The 16,360-nt window shown below is 57.8% G+C and carries 17 protein-coding genes; 6 read left to right on the top strand and 11 right to left on the bottom strand.

Translation table 11 applies throughout. The features are described 5' to 3' along the window. Nucleotides 1-16: 16 nt before the first annotated feature. Both tig and CXR25_RS08875 read right to left on the bottom strand, forming a co-directional pair. Nucleotides 17-1,387 (bottom strand): trigger factor, encoded by a 1,371-nt coding sequence (gene tig, locus CXR25_RS08880; protein WP_069600062.1) that lies wholly within the window; start codon nt 1,385-1,387, stop codon nt 17-19. A gap of 260 nt (nt 1,388-1,647) precedes the next feature. After that, a complete protein-coding gene (locus CXR25_RS08875) occupies nt 1,648-3,015 on the bottom strand; it encodes a hypothetical protein (protein WP_096146480.1) in 1,368 nt (455 codons plus the stop codon). A 547-nt stretch (nt 3,016-3,562) separates the two neighbouring features. On the opposite strand from CXR25_RS08875, the gene CXR25_RS08870 reads away from it, so the two are divergent. Continuing rightward, complete coding sequence (locus CXR25_RS08870) at nt 3,563-3,940, top strand: helix-turn-helix domain-containing protein (RefSeq protein WP_164513811.1); 378 nt, start codon at nt 3,563-3,565, stop codon at nt 3,938-3,940. Nucleotides 3,941-4,246: 306 nt separating this feature from the next. On the opposite strand, the gene CXR25_RS08865 is transcribed toward CXR25_RS08870, so the two are convergent. After that, nucleotides 4,247-5,662 carry a purine-cytosine permease family protein gene (locus CXR25_RS08865; RefSeq protein WP_205676980.1) on the bottom strand — a complete coding sequence of 472 codons (1,416 nt, stop codon included), beginning with the start codon at nt 5,660-5,662 and terminating at the stop codon, nt 4,247-4,249. 61 nt (nt 5,663-5,723) lie between these two features. Continuing rightward, complete coding sequence (locus CXR25_RS08860) at nt 5,724-6,599, bottom strand: nitrilase-related carbon-nitrogen hydrolase (protein WP_096160534.1); 876 nt, start codon at nt 6,597-6,599, stop codon at nt 5,724-5,726. A 168-nt stretch (nt 6,600-6,767) separates the two neighbouring features. On the opposite strand from CXR25_RS08860, the gene CXR25_RS08855 reads away from it, so the two are divergent. After that, nucleotides 6,768-7,178 (top strand): winged helix-turn-helix transcriptional regulator, encoded by a 411-nt coding sequence (locus tag CXR25_RS08855; RefSeq protein WP_125240525.1) that lies wholly within the window; start codon nt 6,768-6,770, stop codon nt 7,176-7,178. 41 nt (nt 7,179-7,219) lie between these two features. Here CXR25_RS08855 and CXR25_RS08850 read toward each other — a convergent pair whose 3' ends face one another. The 6 genes from CXR25_RS08850 to CXR25_RS18635 form a co-directional block, all read right to left on the bottom strand. Beyond that, complete coding sequence (locus CXR25_RS08850) at nt 7,220-8,494, bottom strand: IS256-like element ISBli2 family transposase (protein WP_009882371.1); 1,275 nt, start codon at nt 8,492-8,494, stop codon at nt 7,220-7,222. Between the two features lie 301 nt (nt 8,495-8,795). Next, nucleotides 8,796-10,193, bottom strand: a complete 1,398-nt coding sequence (locus CXR25_RS08845) for a hypothetical protein (RefSeq protein ID WP_125178129.1) — start codon at nt 10,191-10,193, stop codon at nt 8,796-8,798. 98 nt (nt 10,194-10,291) lie between these two features. Then, complete coding sequence (locus CXR25_RS08840) at nt 10,292-10,921, bottom strand: ABC transporter ATP-binding protein (RefSeq protein WP_101621248.1); 630 nt, start codon at nt 10,919-10,921, stop codon at nt 10,292-10,294. Nucleotides 10,922-11,041: 120 nt separating this feature from the next. After that, entirely contained in the window at nt 11,042-11,635 is a 594-nt protein-coding gene (locus CXR25_RS08835; RefSeq protein WP_114385253.1) for a CypD family RiPP peptide-cysteine decarboxylase, read from the bottom strand. After that, complete coding sequence (locus tag CXR25_RS08830; protein ID WP_114385254.1) at nt 11,632-12,189, bottom strand: DUF5819 family protein; 558 nt, start codon at nt 12,187-12,189, stop codon at nt 11,632-11,634. Before CXR25_RS08830 ends, CXR25_RS08835 begins: the two co-directional genes overlap by 4 nt. After that, nucleotides 12,179-12,619, bottom strand: coding sequence for a hypothetical protein (locus tag CXR25_RS18635; protein ID WP_127362990.1), 441 nt, complete (start codon nt 12,617-12,619; stop codon nt 12,179-12,181). Before CXR25_RS18635 ends, CXR25_RS08830 begins: the two co-directional genes overlap by 11 nt. Here CXR25_RS18635 and CXR25_RS19365 point away from each other — a divergent pair. From CXR25_RS19365 to CXR25_RS08810, 3 genes are all read left to right on the top strand, one after another. Beyond that, the gene (locus CXR25_RS19365; protein ID WP_081448679.1) at nt 12,612-12,872 is read left to right on the top strand and encodes a helix-turn-helix domain-containing protein; all 261 of its coding nucleotides are present in this window, start codon (nt 12,612-12,614) and stop codon (nt 12,870-12,872) included. The genes CXR25_RS18635 and CXR25_RS19365 overlap by 8 nt on opposite strands. After that, on the top strand, nt 12,869-13,201 hold the full coding sequence (locus CXR25_RS08815) for a hypothetical protein (protein ID WP_009885501.1): 333 nt from the start codon (nt 12,869-12,871) through the stop codon (nt 13,199-13,201). Before CXR25_RS19365 ends, CXR25_RS08815 begins: the two co-directional genes overlap by 4 nt. 568 nt (nt 13,202-13,769) lie before the next feature. Beyond that, the gene (locus tag CXR25_RS08810; protein WP_125178127.1) at nt 13,770-14,117 is read left to right on the top strand and encodes a hypothetical protein; all 348 of its coding nucleotides are present in this window, start codon (nt 13,770-13,772) and stop codon (nt 14,115-14,117) included. A gap of 137 nt (nt 14,118-14,254) precedes the next feature. On the opposite strand, the gene CXR25_RS08805 is transcribed toward CXR25_RS08810, so the two are convergent. Beyond that, nucleotides 14,255-14,557, bottom strand: coding sequence for a Clp protease N-terminal domain-containing protein (locus tag CXR25_RS08805; RefSeq protein ID WP_125178126.1), 303 nt, complete (start codon nt 14,555-14,557; stop codon nt 14,255-14,257). An 856-nt stretch (nt 14,558-15,413) separates the two neighbouring features. Between CXR25_RS08805 and CXR25_RS08800 the strand changes: the two genes are divergently transcribed. Then, entirely contained in the window at nt 15,414-15,971 is a 558-nt protein-coding gene (locus CXR25_RS08800) for a hypothetical protein (protein ID WP_125178125.1), read from the top strand. Nucleotides 15,972-16,360: the final 389 nt, after the last annotated feature.

The raw sequence follows: 16,360 nt of genomic DNA, 5'->3' as shown, positions 1-16,360 counted from the left end.
CCGAGGCGGTGCGACGTCACTTCTCGTCGTCGCCTTCGGCCACGACGGTCTCGTCTGAGTCCTCAGCCGTCTCGTCTGAGTCCTCGGCGCCCTCTGGTGCCTCTTCCTCAGGAGGAGTGGTGAACTCTTCCATGTCGACGACGTTGCCTTCGGTGTCCTTGACGACGGCACCGGCGAGGGCGGCGGCCAGGGCCTTGCGACGCGAGACCTCTCCGACCAGTGCGTTGACCTGCCCGGAGCTGTCGAGCATCTGCGCGAACTCGTTCGGGTTCATGCCGTACTGCTGTGAAGCGGAGATGAGGTATTCGATGAGCTCGGGCTGTGTCACCTCGACCTCTTCGGCCTCGGCGATCGCGTCGAGGATGAACTGAGTGCGCAGGTTGCGCTCGGTCTCCTCGGTGACCTCCTTGCGGTGCTCATCGTCGTCCACACGGCTCTCGGACTCGAGGTGGCGCTCGACCTCGTCGGTGACGACCTTCTCGGGAACCGGCACGTTGAGGGTCTCGATGAGAGATTCGAGGACCTTGTCGCGTGCCTGAGCACCCTGGTCGGTCTCCTTCTGCTTGGCAGCCTGCTCACGCAGGTCCGTGCGCAGCTCGTCGATCGTGTCGAACTCGCTGGCCAGCTGAGCGAAGTCATCATCGGCTTCCGGCAGTTCGCGAACCTTGACCGCGCTGAGCGTGATGGAGACTGTACCGGTCTCGCCGGCGTGCTCTCCACCAGCAAAGGTGGTCTCGAAGGTCGTGGTCTCGTCTGCCGACAGTCCGTCGAGTGCTTCGTCCATGCCATCGAGCATGGTTCCGGCACCGACCTGGTAGGAGATGTCGGAGGCGGTGTCGATCTCTTCGCCGTCGATGGTGGCGACGAGGTCGAGGGTCACGAAGTCGTCCTTGGCTGCTGGACGGTCAACGGAGCTCAGGGTCCCGAAACGGGTACGCAGCTGCTCGAGTTCGGCATCGACGTCGTCATCGGTGACCTCGATCGGGTCGACCTCGACGCTGATGGTGTCGTAGGCAGGCAGTTCGATCGCCGGGCGAACGTCAACCTCGACCGTGAAGGTCAGGTCGCCGTCTTCGGTGCCGTCGAGGCCGGGGACCTCTGAGATCTCAACCTCGGGCTGGCCCAGCGGCTTGAGATCGTTCTCTTCGACGGCTTCGCGGTAGAACCCGTCAAGACCGTTGTTGACGGCCTCCTGGATCACTGCAGGTCGACCAACGCGCTGATCGATGATTCGAGCAGGGACCTTGCCCTGGCGGAAGCCGGGGATGGTCACCTGGCCACCGATGGTCTTGTATGCCTCGTCGATGCTCGGCTTGAGTTCGGCGTATGGGACATCCACGCTGATCTTGACCCGCGTGGGGTCGAGTTGCTCGACGGAGCTCTTCACAGTGCGACCTTTCAATTTCGACAGTCATGCATATTCGGTCTTCTGGTGACCGGGAGGGAGCGAAAGTCCACGATGAGATCGCGCACGTCCGCAAGACGCAGTCACCCATATTACGCGAAACCTGGGAGAAAACACGAAACAGGCGGGCCACTGCCGGGCATGAGTTCGCGAGGAGCGCAATCCGCACCGACGGCGGCGGACCGCCGGACCCGTGCCTGCGCCACCGGGTCGGGCACACGCACTTCCACCGAAGGTCAGGATCACCGGGGATGGAGCTCGTCAAGGCCGATGATGACATTGGATGCCGTCCACGACAGAGGAGCCACCGACAGCGCAGCACCTTCTGCGCTCACCTTCTCAGGAAAGGAACCGGCCTGAGTGCGGTACTCACCCAACCAGTCGAGAATCCCTTCGGCCTGCACTCGGGCCCCTATACGGGCGAACCCGAGGCCCATGAGAGACGTTGACGGTGTCCAGCTCGTCTGGTCGAAGATCCACCCGTGGCCGGGTTTGATCCCACCAGCAGGTTGGCTCAGCCTGTCCCACACATGGTCAAGCGTCGATGCATCCAATCCCAGACCCGCACCCGCTGCCGGCAGGTAGGCCACCGCCGAATCGAGTCCCCCCGAGGTTGGGTAGCGCTGCAGTCCGTTGGCGATGAATGTGCGAGCAAACGTCGCCTCGTACGCCGCGCAGCTGTCGCCGAGAGCCTCGACTCCCCCATCGATGTGTGCCCACAGCCCATCGGTGTGCTCGGCGAGATCGACCAGCGCCTGCAGACCCAGCAGAGTGGGACCGGCCGTGCCCAGAGTGACTTGGGATTCGCTGACTTCCCAGTAGTCAGAGGACACCGGTGGCAGCGCGGTGCCGCGTTCGGTCCGGTGGAGCAGACGCGCGGAGGACCGTCGCAGCATCGGGGCCATGGCCTCGAGGTCCACGGTGCCTCCGGCAGCGCCTTCAGCGCGGGTCGACGAGGCATGAACCTCACTCACGCCCCAGAGAAGGAGACCCAGCGCATCGAATTGGGAGGGGCGCGCGTCCGGGGCCTCCCCCGAATCGGGAGTGAAACGCGCGGCGAACGATCCATCGGATGACTGCAGTGATTGCAGATGGAGGAGATGATTCCATGCCAGATCGATCAGGCCGACTCGGGCCAGCGCGACAGCGGCGAAGGCCGCGTCCCGTGGCCAGATATAGCGCCAAGGTTGGGCCCAGCTGGCCACTGTCGCAGGCAATGAGTCGGTGAGAACCCAGAGATCGAGCAGCGCCGAGGTGGCAAGATCGCGACGTTGTTCGGGCAGCCGCGATAGCCACGACGAGCACCGATCGAGGAATTCCCTCTGCCGCTGCTTCGGCCCCGGATCCTCGATTCCGGGCATGACACGGGAATCTGGCTGCAGTTCCAGTCCCGCTTCTGCCCCAACACCCTCCCGAGTGGTCCCCGATGTGAAGGCGACCGTGACCGAGCGAAGATGATCATTCCGGCCCACCTCGGCGAGGATGTCGGTTCCCGACGATGTCACGAAGCCGGCACCGAGCACGCCTGCACCGCTCAGGGCACCGGTGAGGAGCTGACGGCGACTCGGCCGGGACCGGAACGGTCGACGGCGCTGGGGATCGGATGTCATGTGGAAACGGACTTTCTGACGTGGGCTGCCTTCGGCTGTGAATGGAGCCGCCTCGGTCATCCGGCGTGGTGTCATGCAATGTCGTTCGGGCAGAGAGCCTGCGTGGGAACCCGGGCGCACACTTCCGGATCCTCCCGAATTCTACCTCTGTCCGAATGCACGGCACCATGGCAGGAATCGCACCGGGAGGAATGAGCGCAGAACCAAAAAATACCGGCCGGACCATATGGTCCGGCCGGTAAGCGGAGGGGATGACGGGAATCGAACCCGCTTGAAGCCTCTTTTGGCACCATATCGTTCGCTGGATTCTAGGGGTTTAACGATGTTGATGGGTTTGGAATAGCAGTTCGTTCAGCTCCATTGGCCGCATGATGCGGCCACCGTGCGGCACCCCCTTCGGGAGGGTCCCGAGTGAAGATTTTCAAAGAATTTGCGAACTTCTACGAACATGAGCCGAACTGCCGCACGTAGAGAGGGTATGAGCAATAGATCGCACACTTCAGTAGATGCACCCTCACTTGAGCCCACCCACTCTCCCCTGGCCGTCATGCATACCCAAGGGCAGGACATTTACGTTCCCAATGGAATGCCGTGTGTCTATACTCCCGAGCAGGCCGCGGCAATCTTGCAGTGCGGTGTTCACTTTCTTCGCGACGGAACTCGCAATGGTGAACTGCCGCATTTGCGCATCAATCGATCTGCCGTCCGATTCACCTCCGATGACATCAAAGAGATCATGTCGATGTTTGCTGTCAAGCCGATGCCACAGGACGAACCGGAGCAGACAACTCCAGAGACGATGGCCATCCCTGAAACGTATGAAGACGAAGACCTTTCCGAATACCCAGGTGGAAGTCTCAAAACCAGGCGGCGGATGAAGAAGCTCATCGACGAACGCAACGCTGAGCTCGCCGCTAAGAAATAGACGAACCCACAACAAAGGGCCTCGACACTGAAACAAGTCAGTGTCGAGGCCCTTTGTTGTAGATGGGAGAAGAACTCTACGGGCGTATGCCTAAAGCTTCTCGGGCCACGCGCGCAACGTGTTCGACCCGGCCATCAATTAAGCTGCCGCCTGGTTATTCGATCGGCTGACCGCATCCATCGCAGGTCGAACCATCTGACCCGGTGACGAAGCTGGGATGGATGCGATCACGGCTGCCGGGATTTCGCTCATGACTCCTTCTCATGACAGTAGTCGGCATACCGGCCAGCTTGGCTCATATAGTGGTCAGTGCGAGTCGTCGAGGCCGAATTCTTCCGCACTGCGTTTGATCGCTTGTTCTTCCTCCTGCTTCGAAGACTGGCCACGACTGAGAACGAAGTAAATTAGACCCGATACCAGCAGTCCAACGGCGAACGACATATCTGCACCATCGATTCGAGCGGCAATAGGGCCGGTAAAGAACGAGAGCGAAAAGAACGGGATCATTGCAATGAAGCCAGCCGCGTAAGCTGTGAGCCCCTTCCATGCCCAGCGCCCGTAGATACCGTCACCGTGCACGATATCCAAGAGTGCATATCGACCACGGCGAACCAGGTAGAAGTCAACAAGGTTGACGGCTGTCCAGGGGATGAGGAAGTACAGCATGAGCCCAACGAAGCTGTTGAAGCTGTCAAGATAGTCATCGGGAATTGCGAGAGCAATCACGAGGGTGACGATACCGACAAGGATCAACGACACGACTCTCAACCGTACCGTCGGCTTCATCGGTTTGAACCCATCGATTGCGCTTGCTCCGGTGAGCATCGCGCCATACGCATTGACCCCCATGATTGAGACCAACGCGACTGACGAGACGAGTACTGCAATCGTTCCGAAGCCAGGGAAGATCATGTCTCCGACGTCGCGGAGGGTGGAGATCGGATCGGCGTTCGGAATATAGGTCGCCAGCAATGCCCCGAGAGACATCAACCACACCGCCGACAAACCTGCACCAGCGTAGACGGAGCCGATCAGTTTCGGCGCCGATGACTTCGGTGGCAAGTACCGGGTGTAGTCGGAAACGTAGACGGAATAACTGATGTTGTATCCGGCTGAGAGTGAGAACTGGACGAGGAACCCAGATGCCGTCCAGCCAGCCGTGTTCACTGCTGCGTCAGCATCGATGGCCGCATTCGGGAAATGGATGAACGCGAAAACGGTGATCACGACGAACACCGCCATGAGGATATAGGTCATCCAGCGCTGAATCAGATGAAGCAGATCGTGGCCGATCACGGCGATGAGGATCGATGCGGCAATGATGACCGGGTACCAGAACCAAGTTGCCTCGGGGAAAATTCCGATTCCCTGGGTGACGAGAATTGTGTCGAAGACGAGGAATCCGACGTAGACGAAGACTGTCGCAATGAACGGCAGCAGCACTCCGCGGCTGCCAAATTGTGCGCGGGATTGGATCATCTGCGCCAGTCCCATCGTCGGCCCTTGGTTGGCATGGAACGCCATGAAGAAGGTTCCGAATCCGACCCCGAGCACGATCGCCAGGATGGAGAATCCCAGACTCAGCCCCATTGTGGGGCCAGTGAAGCCCACCACAAGAGTTGTCAAGACGAAGTTGCCGGCGAACCAGAACGGGCCTTGGTGCCAGACTTTTCCGTGGCGTTCTGCCAGGGGCACTACGTCGATCGATCTTGACTCAATCATCGAGTCGGGGTTGTCCGGGGATAGTTGTGATGACATCGTCGTCTCCTGTCGGCAGCGCGGTTCAGCGCTGGATTTGTTGGTTGTCTTTGCGAAGAGCTGCTTGGGTTAAATAGTCTGCAGGTGCGAAGTAAAGATCGGTCCGGCGATCAGCAAGGACATCGCTGAAGCAGGACAGCTTCTTGCTACGACTCTCGCTCAGATCGATGTCCGCAATTACGATCTGATTCAGGTTCTGGTCGAGATTGGCCATATCGATCGGCCATCCGTTCGCATCCACGATTACTGATGCAGACGTCCAGTCAATGCCGCGCTCAGCACCCGCGCGGTCGCACGCAGCGATGGCTACACGGTTCATTGAGGCCTGCGCCTGGGTCCGCACAACCTCACCCGGCCTCTCATTCGTGGGCCGCGGTACCCTCGGCCAGTTGACTGGAGCGCAGATCAGTTCCGCCCCGCCTAGTGCTGGAATTCGAATCCACTCTGGGAATTCAAGGTCGTAGCAGATGACGACGGCGATTCGACCGTGTTCCGTATCGATAACCGGGGGCGCGCCATCACCGGGGGTGAAGATAGTTCTCTCGGCGTCCCAGAGGTGGGCCTTGCGGTAGATTACCGGGTCCTGCCCCGGTACGAGCACGGCTGCACTGTTGTAGGGCCTTTCATGTTCGTTTGTCTCGCAGAAGCCAGCCACGATGACTGCGTTGCGCTCGTCGGCCGCCTGTTTCCAGCTGGACACGGCGTATCCGTCAATCTGTTCCGATGCCGCCTGAGCCTCGCCTGAATTGCTAAATGCGTAGCCGGAGCTGGTCAGTTCCGGGAACACGACGATTCGAGCACCCTCATCGACGGCCTTATGGAAATGGTCTTTGCTCTCGTCCACATTCGAACGAACCCGGCCTAGGTGTGGGGCGAATTGGCAGCATGCAATCTTCGTCATGCCAGCGATCGTAGTGTCCAGGACTACACTAAACTACCCGTTCACGAGCTTTGCTCATCTGATCATGCATGAATGTATGCTGAAATGAACATTTGGGTACTTAACATCGATCAGAGTCGACCGATTGTGCAAAACTGAAATTCTGGCGACTTCGACTTTGAGGGACTTATGGTGACGGAAAGCGTTTTTGCGAACTCACGCCAGATGGTGCTTCAGGCACTGCGTGATGATGGGCGAGCGAGCTTTGCCCAAATTGCCAAGAAGATCGGACTTGCGCGGCACCAAGTGGCGGCGATTGTTCAGGCAGCGGTCGCCGAAGACGTACTTCGCCTGACAGTATCGATTAGCCCGGACCTCCTGGGTCTTGAACGGTTCGCATATTTGCAGATCGCTGTCTCTGGCCCCGTACAGCCTGTTCGGGACGCACTCGTGTCGATGACGGAGTCAACATTTGTCGCCGACATCGCCGGTCACTATTCGATCGACGCTGAGGTGAGAGTGGGTCCAGATCCTCACCTACGACGAACCCTCGACGCCATTCTGCAAGGTCAAGTCCCTTTTCGTGGTGTTCTTCGGTAGTTCCTTTAACTTGGTATTAAGCAGCGGGGTCGGGCTACGAATCACGCGGTCAGCGGCATCACCACCCCGACCGGGTCGACCTCGGTCTGCCCATGCAACACCGTCACGAGTTTGCGCATCGAGATCTCCGACAAATAGCGTCTCTCACCGTACTGCCATTCCTCGTGCTGTTCCTGCAACACGGCCCCGATCAACCGAGTCACCGACTCCCGGTTCGGAAAGATCTGAACGACATCAGCACGGCGTTTGATCTCCCTGTTCAACCGCTCGATCGGGTTATTCGACCAGATCTTCTGCCAATGCTGCCTGGGCATGGACACGAACGCCGTCAAATCGACCTCGGCGGACTCGAGCATGTCGGCGATGTCGGGAAACGACGCCCGCAGACTCTCAGCGACTTGCTTGTACTGGGCAATGACGGCCTCGGCTGTGGTCTGGGCGAAGATCGTTGAGATCAACGCGTTGACCGGCTTCGAGTGCGCACTGCCAAGGCGCTGAGTGACGTTACGAGCGAAGTGGACTCGACACCGCTGCCACCCAGCACCGGGCAGGATCGCTTTGACCGCGGCCTTGATCCCCGAATGAGCATCAGAGATCACCAGCGCGACCCCTTCGGGATCAGTCTCGGTGCTCACCTTCAACCCCCGCTCACGCAGCCCACGCAGGACCTGTGTCCAGAAGTCCGTGGACTCGGCATCTCCGACACTCATGGTCAGGATCTCCCGCCTGCCCTGTGATGAGACACCCGTGACCACAGCCACGGCCTGAGACACGACACGACCCCGGTGGCGGACATCGACATAGGTGGCGTCGACGAAGAGGTAGGGAAACCACGTGTGATCGAGTCGACGGGCCAGGAACTCGGCCACTGCCTCGTCGATGTCGGCACAGATCCGCGACACCGTCGACCGAGAGATCCCGGACTCGTTGCCCAAAGCACGCACAAGGTCATCGACCTTCCTCGTCGAGACTCCGTCGATCCAGGCCTGGCAGATGACGGCGTAGAGGGCCTTATCGACCCGCCGACGGGGATTGAGCAGGGACGGGAAGAACGAGCCTTTCCGTAGCTTCGGGATCGCCAGGTCGACTTCTCCCGAGGGAGTTGCCAGGGTCTTCTTCCGCGACCCGTTACGGCGTGTTGAACGGTCTTCGCTGCGTTCGTAGCGGGCGGCACCGATCGTGGCGGTGGCTTCGGCTTCGATGAGGTCCTGGAGGCCAGCTTGGAGCATTTGCCTAAACACGTCGGAGTGGGCGAGGTCAGGGTCGGTCAGGACTTGGTTGATCAGGGTCGACACGGCAGAATTGGGGTCAGCCATCGTGGGATGCCTTTCGTGAGGTTCTTGGCGGAACTACTAGCGGGATCCCACGATGGTTCTTCACATTTTTGGGGGTGAAGTCCCTGGTGGGAATGCCACCACTCTATGGGACTCACCCTCTTCTGGCCGGAAAAGGTTCTCGAGATTCCAAGTGCCAAGGGTGACCATGCACCCCAGCATGACGCTCCGAAATGAATTGCGGACAAACATGCGTTGAGTTTTCCTCGCACGGGTCCACGGCGCATTGAAGTCACGATTTAAGGAGGCCAGCAACCATTCATGCGACGCTAGATCTGGGACATTAACCGCGATAGCGCCATCGACGCAAAATGAGGACCAAGGGAATGCCTGCGACTACGACCGTCAGAGCAGGAGCCGTCGGCAGCGCTGCCACAGCCATACCTGCAGCTATAGCTGTAAGTAAACCGTCGAGGGCCCACATCGCTCTCGTCAGCACCATCGGATCTCCCATCGGCGAAGGAACCGACGTGAGGAATTGGACCGGCATCGGACCTTTCAATGCGCTCATGAGTATGGAAGCAACTGTCAGGACTGACAAACCGACCGATGACACTAATACCTGAAGAATCGATCCGCTAGTCAGCTGCACACCGATCAGACCACCGATCGTGGTGACGACACCACTGACCACGATCGGAAAGATCGCATGAACACTAATGAGAAAACGATCACTGATACCGTACAGAGGAAGATCCGAGACCTGAGCAGCACCATGCCGAAGGCCATCGGCAAGGGGGCCTACGCCCATATAGCTCAACGCCCCGGCACCGAGTCCGAGTAGAGCAGCTAAAGGTCCCAGCGACGACCCCAACCCCACGAGCAAGCCGGCACCTAAGACGCACACAAGGCTGGTCAATAGTCGGATGGGACTTCTCGGTGACGCGTACAAATCACTTCTGGCGATGGTGATCCAGACGTGTCGCGACGGCCGCACCGCTTTCAGTCTCCGAAGCAACCGTGGAGGCTCCCGATAGATTGAGGAAGCCTGGCCAAACTCCATGATAAACACCTGCGCTTGTGCCTGCGCCAAGCGGATAGAGCGTTTGAGCAGATCATCAAATCGCTGAGTCTCAAGCATGCGAGGTAAGCAACATACTCCGGCCACAGCAAGCGCTGCCCAAGTTATCAACGCGGTGACCGTTCCTGGGCGACTGGACAAAATTTCGGCCGGCCATTCCTGCCACAGGCCAGGGACGAACAGAACACAACCGCCCACCACCAGTAATGCAATGGCGGACACAGCGGAAGCTCGCGGAAAAGTTTGGCTCGTGACCCAAAGACAAAAGACGACGGTGGCCGTGCAGATCCAAGACACCACGACCAGCGCCGCGTCCAGGGCAAAGATGATGTCAGTCGTCCACATACTGGCGGCGACCAGAATAGACGCCGCTGTCAACATCCCCAACACCCACGACGCCGCGATTAAAAGCGGACGCCGATACGTTAAGAGTCGAGGAATATCACTACCGGCCAGAGCATATGTGAGAAACGGGGGCAAGGTCGCGGGGCCCTGAAACCGGCCACCCCAAAGAGCTGTCACGCAAACAATCACAGCAACTGCGAACGCCGTTCGTTCTGCCACTGGTGAAGCGAGAACTGAACTGGCAGAAGGTGAAACCAGGAATAAGAATAAAAGGCGAATTATTGGTACTAGACAAATAACAGACAGCAGAATCACAGCGTAGATAATGAACCCCACGTCGCGCCGAGGTTCGGGGTGGTCGCTGTCAACCGTCCTGTTTCTCCAGATCGACATCGCCGCGGAGTACTGCGACCTCACGTCGTTACATCCAGACTGAGGACACGGTCTCCCAGGTCATCAGCCAGATGAGAGCTGTGCGTGGCCACCACAACGGTGACGCCATCGTTTCTCAGTGCCTGAAGAACATGAGACACAATACCCAAGCGCTCATCATCAAGTCGTTGCTCGGGTTCATCGACGATCAGAACGTCGAACGGTCGCGCAAGCACAAGACTCAATCCGAACAATTGGAGTTGTCCGGACGAAAGTTCATGAGGAAAACGCAAGGAGAGTTGTGATAGTCCGAGCTTGTCGAGGACGCTGGATGCAACATCGTCAGCATCTGCAGACCGCGGGAACCACGTGGTCGACACAAGTGCGACATGGTCGCGGACAGTGAGGTCCGAGGACATCGGGGGAAGGCCGATCATGGCAGCGACCGTGCGGCGAAAAGCTCGACTTCTCGTATCCGGCACGCTGCCATTGATCAAAACCTCACCATCTGTAGGAGGCAGGGCTCCTGCGAGTAAACGAAGCAACGTTGACTTACCAGAACCGTTGTGACCACGAATCACCAGAGCCTCTGCTTGTGATACTGAGACTGTGGTGGGTCTCAACAGAGGCACCTCGCCCGCAAACACACTGACGTTATTGAGTTCGATCATAAAGCGACTGTTCCACCATCCTGAATGTTTCGTTGTGACAAAATGTGTCCCACTGGGTACGAACCAACGTGCTGAAGCAAACCATGACTATGAAGATGTGCAAGTAGCCGGACGTTGACTTCATTCACCGCAGTCACCTTCACGTGTTGCGCTAATAAGCTCGTTTGCCATTTCAATGGCACCCGGGAGGTTGAATCCAGTCTCTTGAGAGTCGCGGTCCGTGGCCTTGGTCCCGACGACGGGCGGAGCGGTAGTCACATTCGGCCGTTCAAGTAAAATATTTCGCCAATGCTCGATGACAGAGTTGATCACGGGTAAAGCTTCGCACAGGATGATCGGCAGATGGGTGACCTGCATCATCATCAAAGCTGGCGAGTCGCTGCGTCCCTGTGCCAGTCGCATTACGGTATCTAAGCTGGCAGGGAAGACAACAATACAGTCTGAGTCTCCAGTGCGTCCTTGCCTCCAGTCTTCACTCTTAGCATCGTCCCACTCGTCTTCCCATACCTGTCCGTTGCACAGACCTACGATCGCGTCTTTCGTCACGAAACGCGAGGCACTTCGAGAGATTGAAGCGTTCACCACGACGTTTCTATTGATATGTCTGAACCAGTGAATCCACCAAGGAACGAGCGCGGCTCCGATCGAGCCTGTAATGTGCAGATGCACCTCAGCACCGTCGTAGACGCCATATTCTCCGACATCGGCTGTCATCCTGCCGCCCCCTCAGTATTGATGGCTAGCCACTGCGAGACGAGGATCGGTTGCATACGTTCGCTTTCGGGCGCCGATGGGACATAATTCATCAGTAGGTATTGAAATCGTGGACCAACAGAGTCTTTTATCAGCCCCCGGCAGGTATCTGCGACCAATTCATAGGGGAGACTTTTGAAGATCCAGTCGAGTCCCGCGTAATTGTCTCGCATCACTGTCAACTGTTGCATCGCGTCGAAGAGCGCTTTCGGGCCGCGACTTCGTGGATTGATGAGGACATTAAAAACACTGTGATGGACGGGTGGGGTGACATCTTTCCAATCGCTGACCAGTGTCCCTTCAGCGTCCCGAGTACGCACCAGAAGGTGTACGTTCTGGTTGCCCGGGTTGGGCGCGAAAAACCTCCAGCCTGGCACGGACCACCCACCCACGTAGGGACGCATATCCAGGTTGTAAGAATCTGGTGTATTTTGCAATGTTGTAGCTGCAATGTGGGCCCCGATGGCCCCGATCGCAGCGATGCCAAGCGCAGTGCTCACAATTTTAGATTCCACTGACGACTTCTCTCACGATGGCCGCGACATTCTTCGAATGTGACTGATAGCCGATGATCGACCGATGAGACGAATCCTCGACAAGTTCGTAAGGTGCAGAGAGCTTCTCCGCAAGAGCTCGTTGCTGGTCGGCGTTTTCTGCCGAAGCAATGACAATACGCGATGGTCCACTCACAATCGATTCAATCGCTCCCGTGATATCGGTGTCGAAGTACTCCCGAATTGCCCTGTAGATATTTTTCGGAGCGAACGCAAACTGTACAACCCCACTCTGCTCATCAGGGGCATAAGCAGATTGCCTCGCCACAGTGTGAGGAACAAAGTTGTATATTCCCGTCAGCGCAACAAACATCGATCCCGCATTGCCAGTGGCGAAGCTCGCCGCGCGGCCACCCGCCAGCGCATTATGGAGGCAATCAGCAATGGCCACTCGTGAGCGAATCCCCCGTAATGGGCTGACTATCCGTGAGCTGGCAGAACGTGCTGGTGTGGACCCACGCACGATTAAGAGGTGGACATCGGACCCTCGTGAGGTCTATCTAAGCCGCGCGGAACAGCGGCGATTGCGGATTCGTGAGCTGCGCGAGACAGGTCTGTCGATGCGTACGATCGCCAACGAGGTCGGTTGCTCCGTTGGCACCGTTCACAACGCTCTCAAAGACCAGCCCGAGGACGAATCATGAGCACCTACGGGCAGAAGAAAAAAGCGTGGGCCAGCGAGTGGGCGAAACTGCGGAAAGAGTACCTGTCGGGGAAGCTCATGGACGTTCTCGTTCTCCCCGTCAACGGCGGCACCTCTGTCCGATGGGAGTGCCCGGCCTGCGGCGAGACAGGCACTCCCGTCGCCTCGGAGAAGCTGGCGCTCACCGCTGGTCGTGGGCACATGAACATCCACGTCACGCCCGAGGATATCCAGGCACTCGAAGACATGAAGGTGCGGCGGATGCCGCCCGAACTGCTCTCGCCATTTCAACGGCGTCGACGCGACGAGCTCGAAGCCCACGACCAATGACGACAGCAGGATCGCCGCGACCGTCCTGGAGCGTGCAACAGGCTGCGCGTGAGTGCGGGGTCTCTCCGGCCACGATACGTCGCCGCCTCAAGGACGGGTCTCTGCCCAATGCGGTCCAGGGTGCCCGGGGCGCCTGGACGATTCCGGTCACTGATCTCATTGCGGCCGGTCTCAACCCTGGTCAACCGTCTCCACCTGACCATGGTCAAGGGGTAGTCACCGACCTTACTCACGCCGAGAATGACCATGGTCGTGACTATGGTCAAAGATCATCGTCGCAGGTGAAAGCCCTCCACGACCTTGAGCAAAAGTTACTCACTGAGCAACGTGAGGTTGAGCATCTGCGTACCCATGTGAGTACCCTGCAGAACAATCTTGATGACGTCCGTACGGCCATGCGGATGCTCGAAGCCGGGCCTCGAGACCGGGCTGACCGGTCAGGTTCAGACGTGACCGAGCACGTCGACCACAACGGTATGACCGTGGACAAGCCTGCCCGGTCAGAGTCGGCGGCCGGCGGTTCGTTCTTGCGCCGGCTGTTTCGTAGAAGCAAGTGATCGGAGGACTGTTGGACGAAGACCAGATGGTTCAGTTCTATGAACGCCGAAGGATCTATCCGGAGTGCCAGTCAGGCTGGTACCCGCTCATTCTCGATCTCGATAACAAGATTGGCAGCATCGAACCTGGATACAAAGTCGATCAGATCAAGGAGAAGTTCGGGGGCCTACGGTTCTACTACGACCAGATGAGCGTCAATGACGACAACCGAGAACGTGTGGACAAACTCGTCGATGCAGCCGAAGCGAAGGCCTACACGACCTGCGAGGTGTGTGGCGTCTCTGACTCGACTGTCACTACGAGCGGCCCTTCCTGGGTGAAGACTCTCTGCACAACCCACAGGGGGAAAATTAGGTGAGGCACGGCCCTGGTTAGCCGGGGGTCTTGACCTGAGGCACTCCGGTTCACGGCGTCATGACGAAGTGGTCGGGCTTGAGTCCCGAAGCGTTCGCCCACTCTGCGTTTTGATAGTGGCCGTGGTTTCTCGATTTCGCATTACTCACGTTCAACACTGACATTGATCGAATCGGAAGCTATCTCTGGCTTCGTTGAGGCAATCACCTTGCTCAGTTCGTCGCGCCATTCGCGAACGGTCTCGACAGGAACTACGCGATCAACCAGCGTCGGAGAATCGCCTTGGGCAATAAGAGCAAGCATGACATGCTCCACCCCGAGGTAGTCACCCGGTGACTCATTTGCTAGTTGTACGGCCTCTCGAATCGCGGCCTCTAAGCGTGGAGTTACCCACCCATCGATGCATAGACGACCAACTTGCAGTTCTCCACTTGGCAAGCTCATACGATTATGATCGCTCCATCCCAGCGGCCGCCGAAGCATATACCGTTCAACGGGTACCCGCCTCCATTTCTGCACGTGGCTTCAGTGACCGCAACATAGGGATCTAACGCAACAACTTCCTGCTGCTCATGCGATGGGGAAGCCGAAGCACTAGCCGGGGCAGCTACTCCCAAAACTCCCAGGGCCACGACCGCCACAGCCAGAACGAGATGCTTAGCGCCCATCAGTCGAGTGCTGTCACCTTTGAGCATTTCACTCTCCTATCCTCGTGCCTGGCCAGATCCAAAAGGCAAGGCTAATTGGGCGACTGAGCATACTCCTGCTCTCCGACCGTGACAAGGTTCCATCTGCCGGGGATCTTGACATGAGGCACTCCGCAGAAGTTTTTGGATCGGCACTCTCCAAGCTTATCGACAGTCTGCTCCACACCACCATCGACGAGCATGTCGCCGAGGCGGTATTGCGCGGAGGTTAGGGACTGGTACACGGATAGGTGACACCCGAGCTGGCTCACCGAAGCGAAGGCCTACACGACCTGCGAGGTGTGTGGCGTCTCCAACTCGACCGTCACTACCGCAGGGGACAGATACTCGGTGAAGACACTCTGCGCGGTCCACAGATAATGTCAGCTGATTCAACCCATCGTAATTACCAGTGAAGAAGAACGTCCTATCTCACGTTCCCGAAAAGCCTGACCTGGAACTTGATCGCATCGTAGCTAATATATGCATTTGCTGTAATCATTTATAACCGCCTGTTTTCCTTGTACAGCAAGCCTGGTAGCGTGATGTAAATTACATAGTTTATGCAGGTTTTTCAGCTAGAGGAGACAATCATGTTGGCTATACGACCAAGCATGAAAAGGACGGCCACTGCGGGGGTTGCTGCGATATCAGCAACCCTGCTGGTGACATTGAATCCAGGGATCGCGACAGGCAGCGAAGTAACGAGCACAGAGGCTTCCCAACAGTTCGCAACCAGCCAGTCCCGTGTCGAACTCGCGGGCGTCATCAGCGGAGAGGGACAGAACGATTCCGCTTCGTATACTCTCCCTTTAGAGGCCGGAGATAGACTCGTGGACTCGGGTAAGGGAGACACGATTGTCGACGAATCTGGAGAGACCAAGTTCGCAGTCTCAGCAGCCAGGGCGACAGATGCGAACGGGGAAAAGGTGCAAACTGAGTTCCAGATACACGATGGAACACTGGCGCAAACTATCAGTGAGGAAGAAGCAGGGGAAGTCGACTATCCGGTCTCCGTGGAAACACACGCACTGCCGTATTTCATCGTCAAATGTTTGGTTGGATTGGGTCTGAGCGCACCGGATATCGCCCGAATCGCGTCGATGGGCACCTGGGCTTCGATTGCCGGTGCGTTTGGTCGAGCTGCCGCTGCGTGTGTCTTCGGAAAGTAGGATACGTTGATGTTCAAAAATCCTTCTCAGTCTGATTTGGAGAATCAACTGAAAGATATAGACGAAGAACTGTCTTCCCATCCTTTTTCGAACACGCGAGTCGAAGAAGCTAACTCTTTAGTTGAATCGATGAAGGGAAAGGATAAAGAGGAAATCGACAGGACCCTGAAGGATCGAGATCTACCTGGTCTCGAAGAACTGGGGAAGGTCACGGCCACGGGAACTTACAGCTGGTGGAAGCTACATAGATCCCGAGCGAAAATATTGAAGAAACTAGAACATATTTAAATATCTTCACTTGCGAGCTGTCGAGCAGTCCCTGAGTACACGCCGGGGGAACTCGAACTTGTCGACAGTCCGCTTCACACCGCATGAGCATGTCACCGAGC

The organism is Brevibacterium aurantiacum (assembly GCF_003932995.1).
Classification (GTDB): Bacteria; Actinomycetota; Actinomycetes; order Actinomycetales; family Brevibacteriaceae; genus Brevibacterium; species Brevibacterium aurantiacum.
Note: the sequence above shows the minus strand (reverse complement) of the source record. Positions and strands in the feature narration are given on the sequence as shown.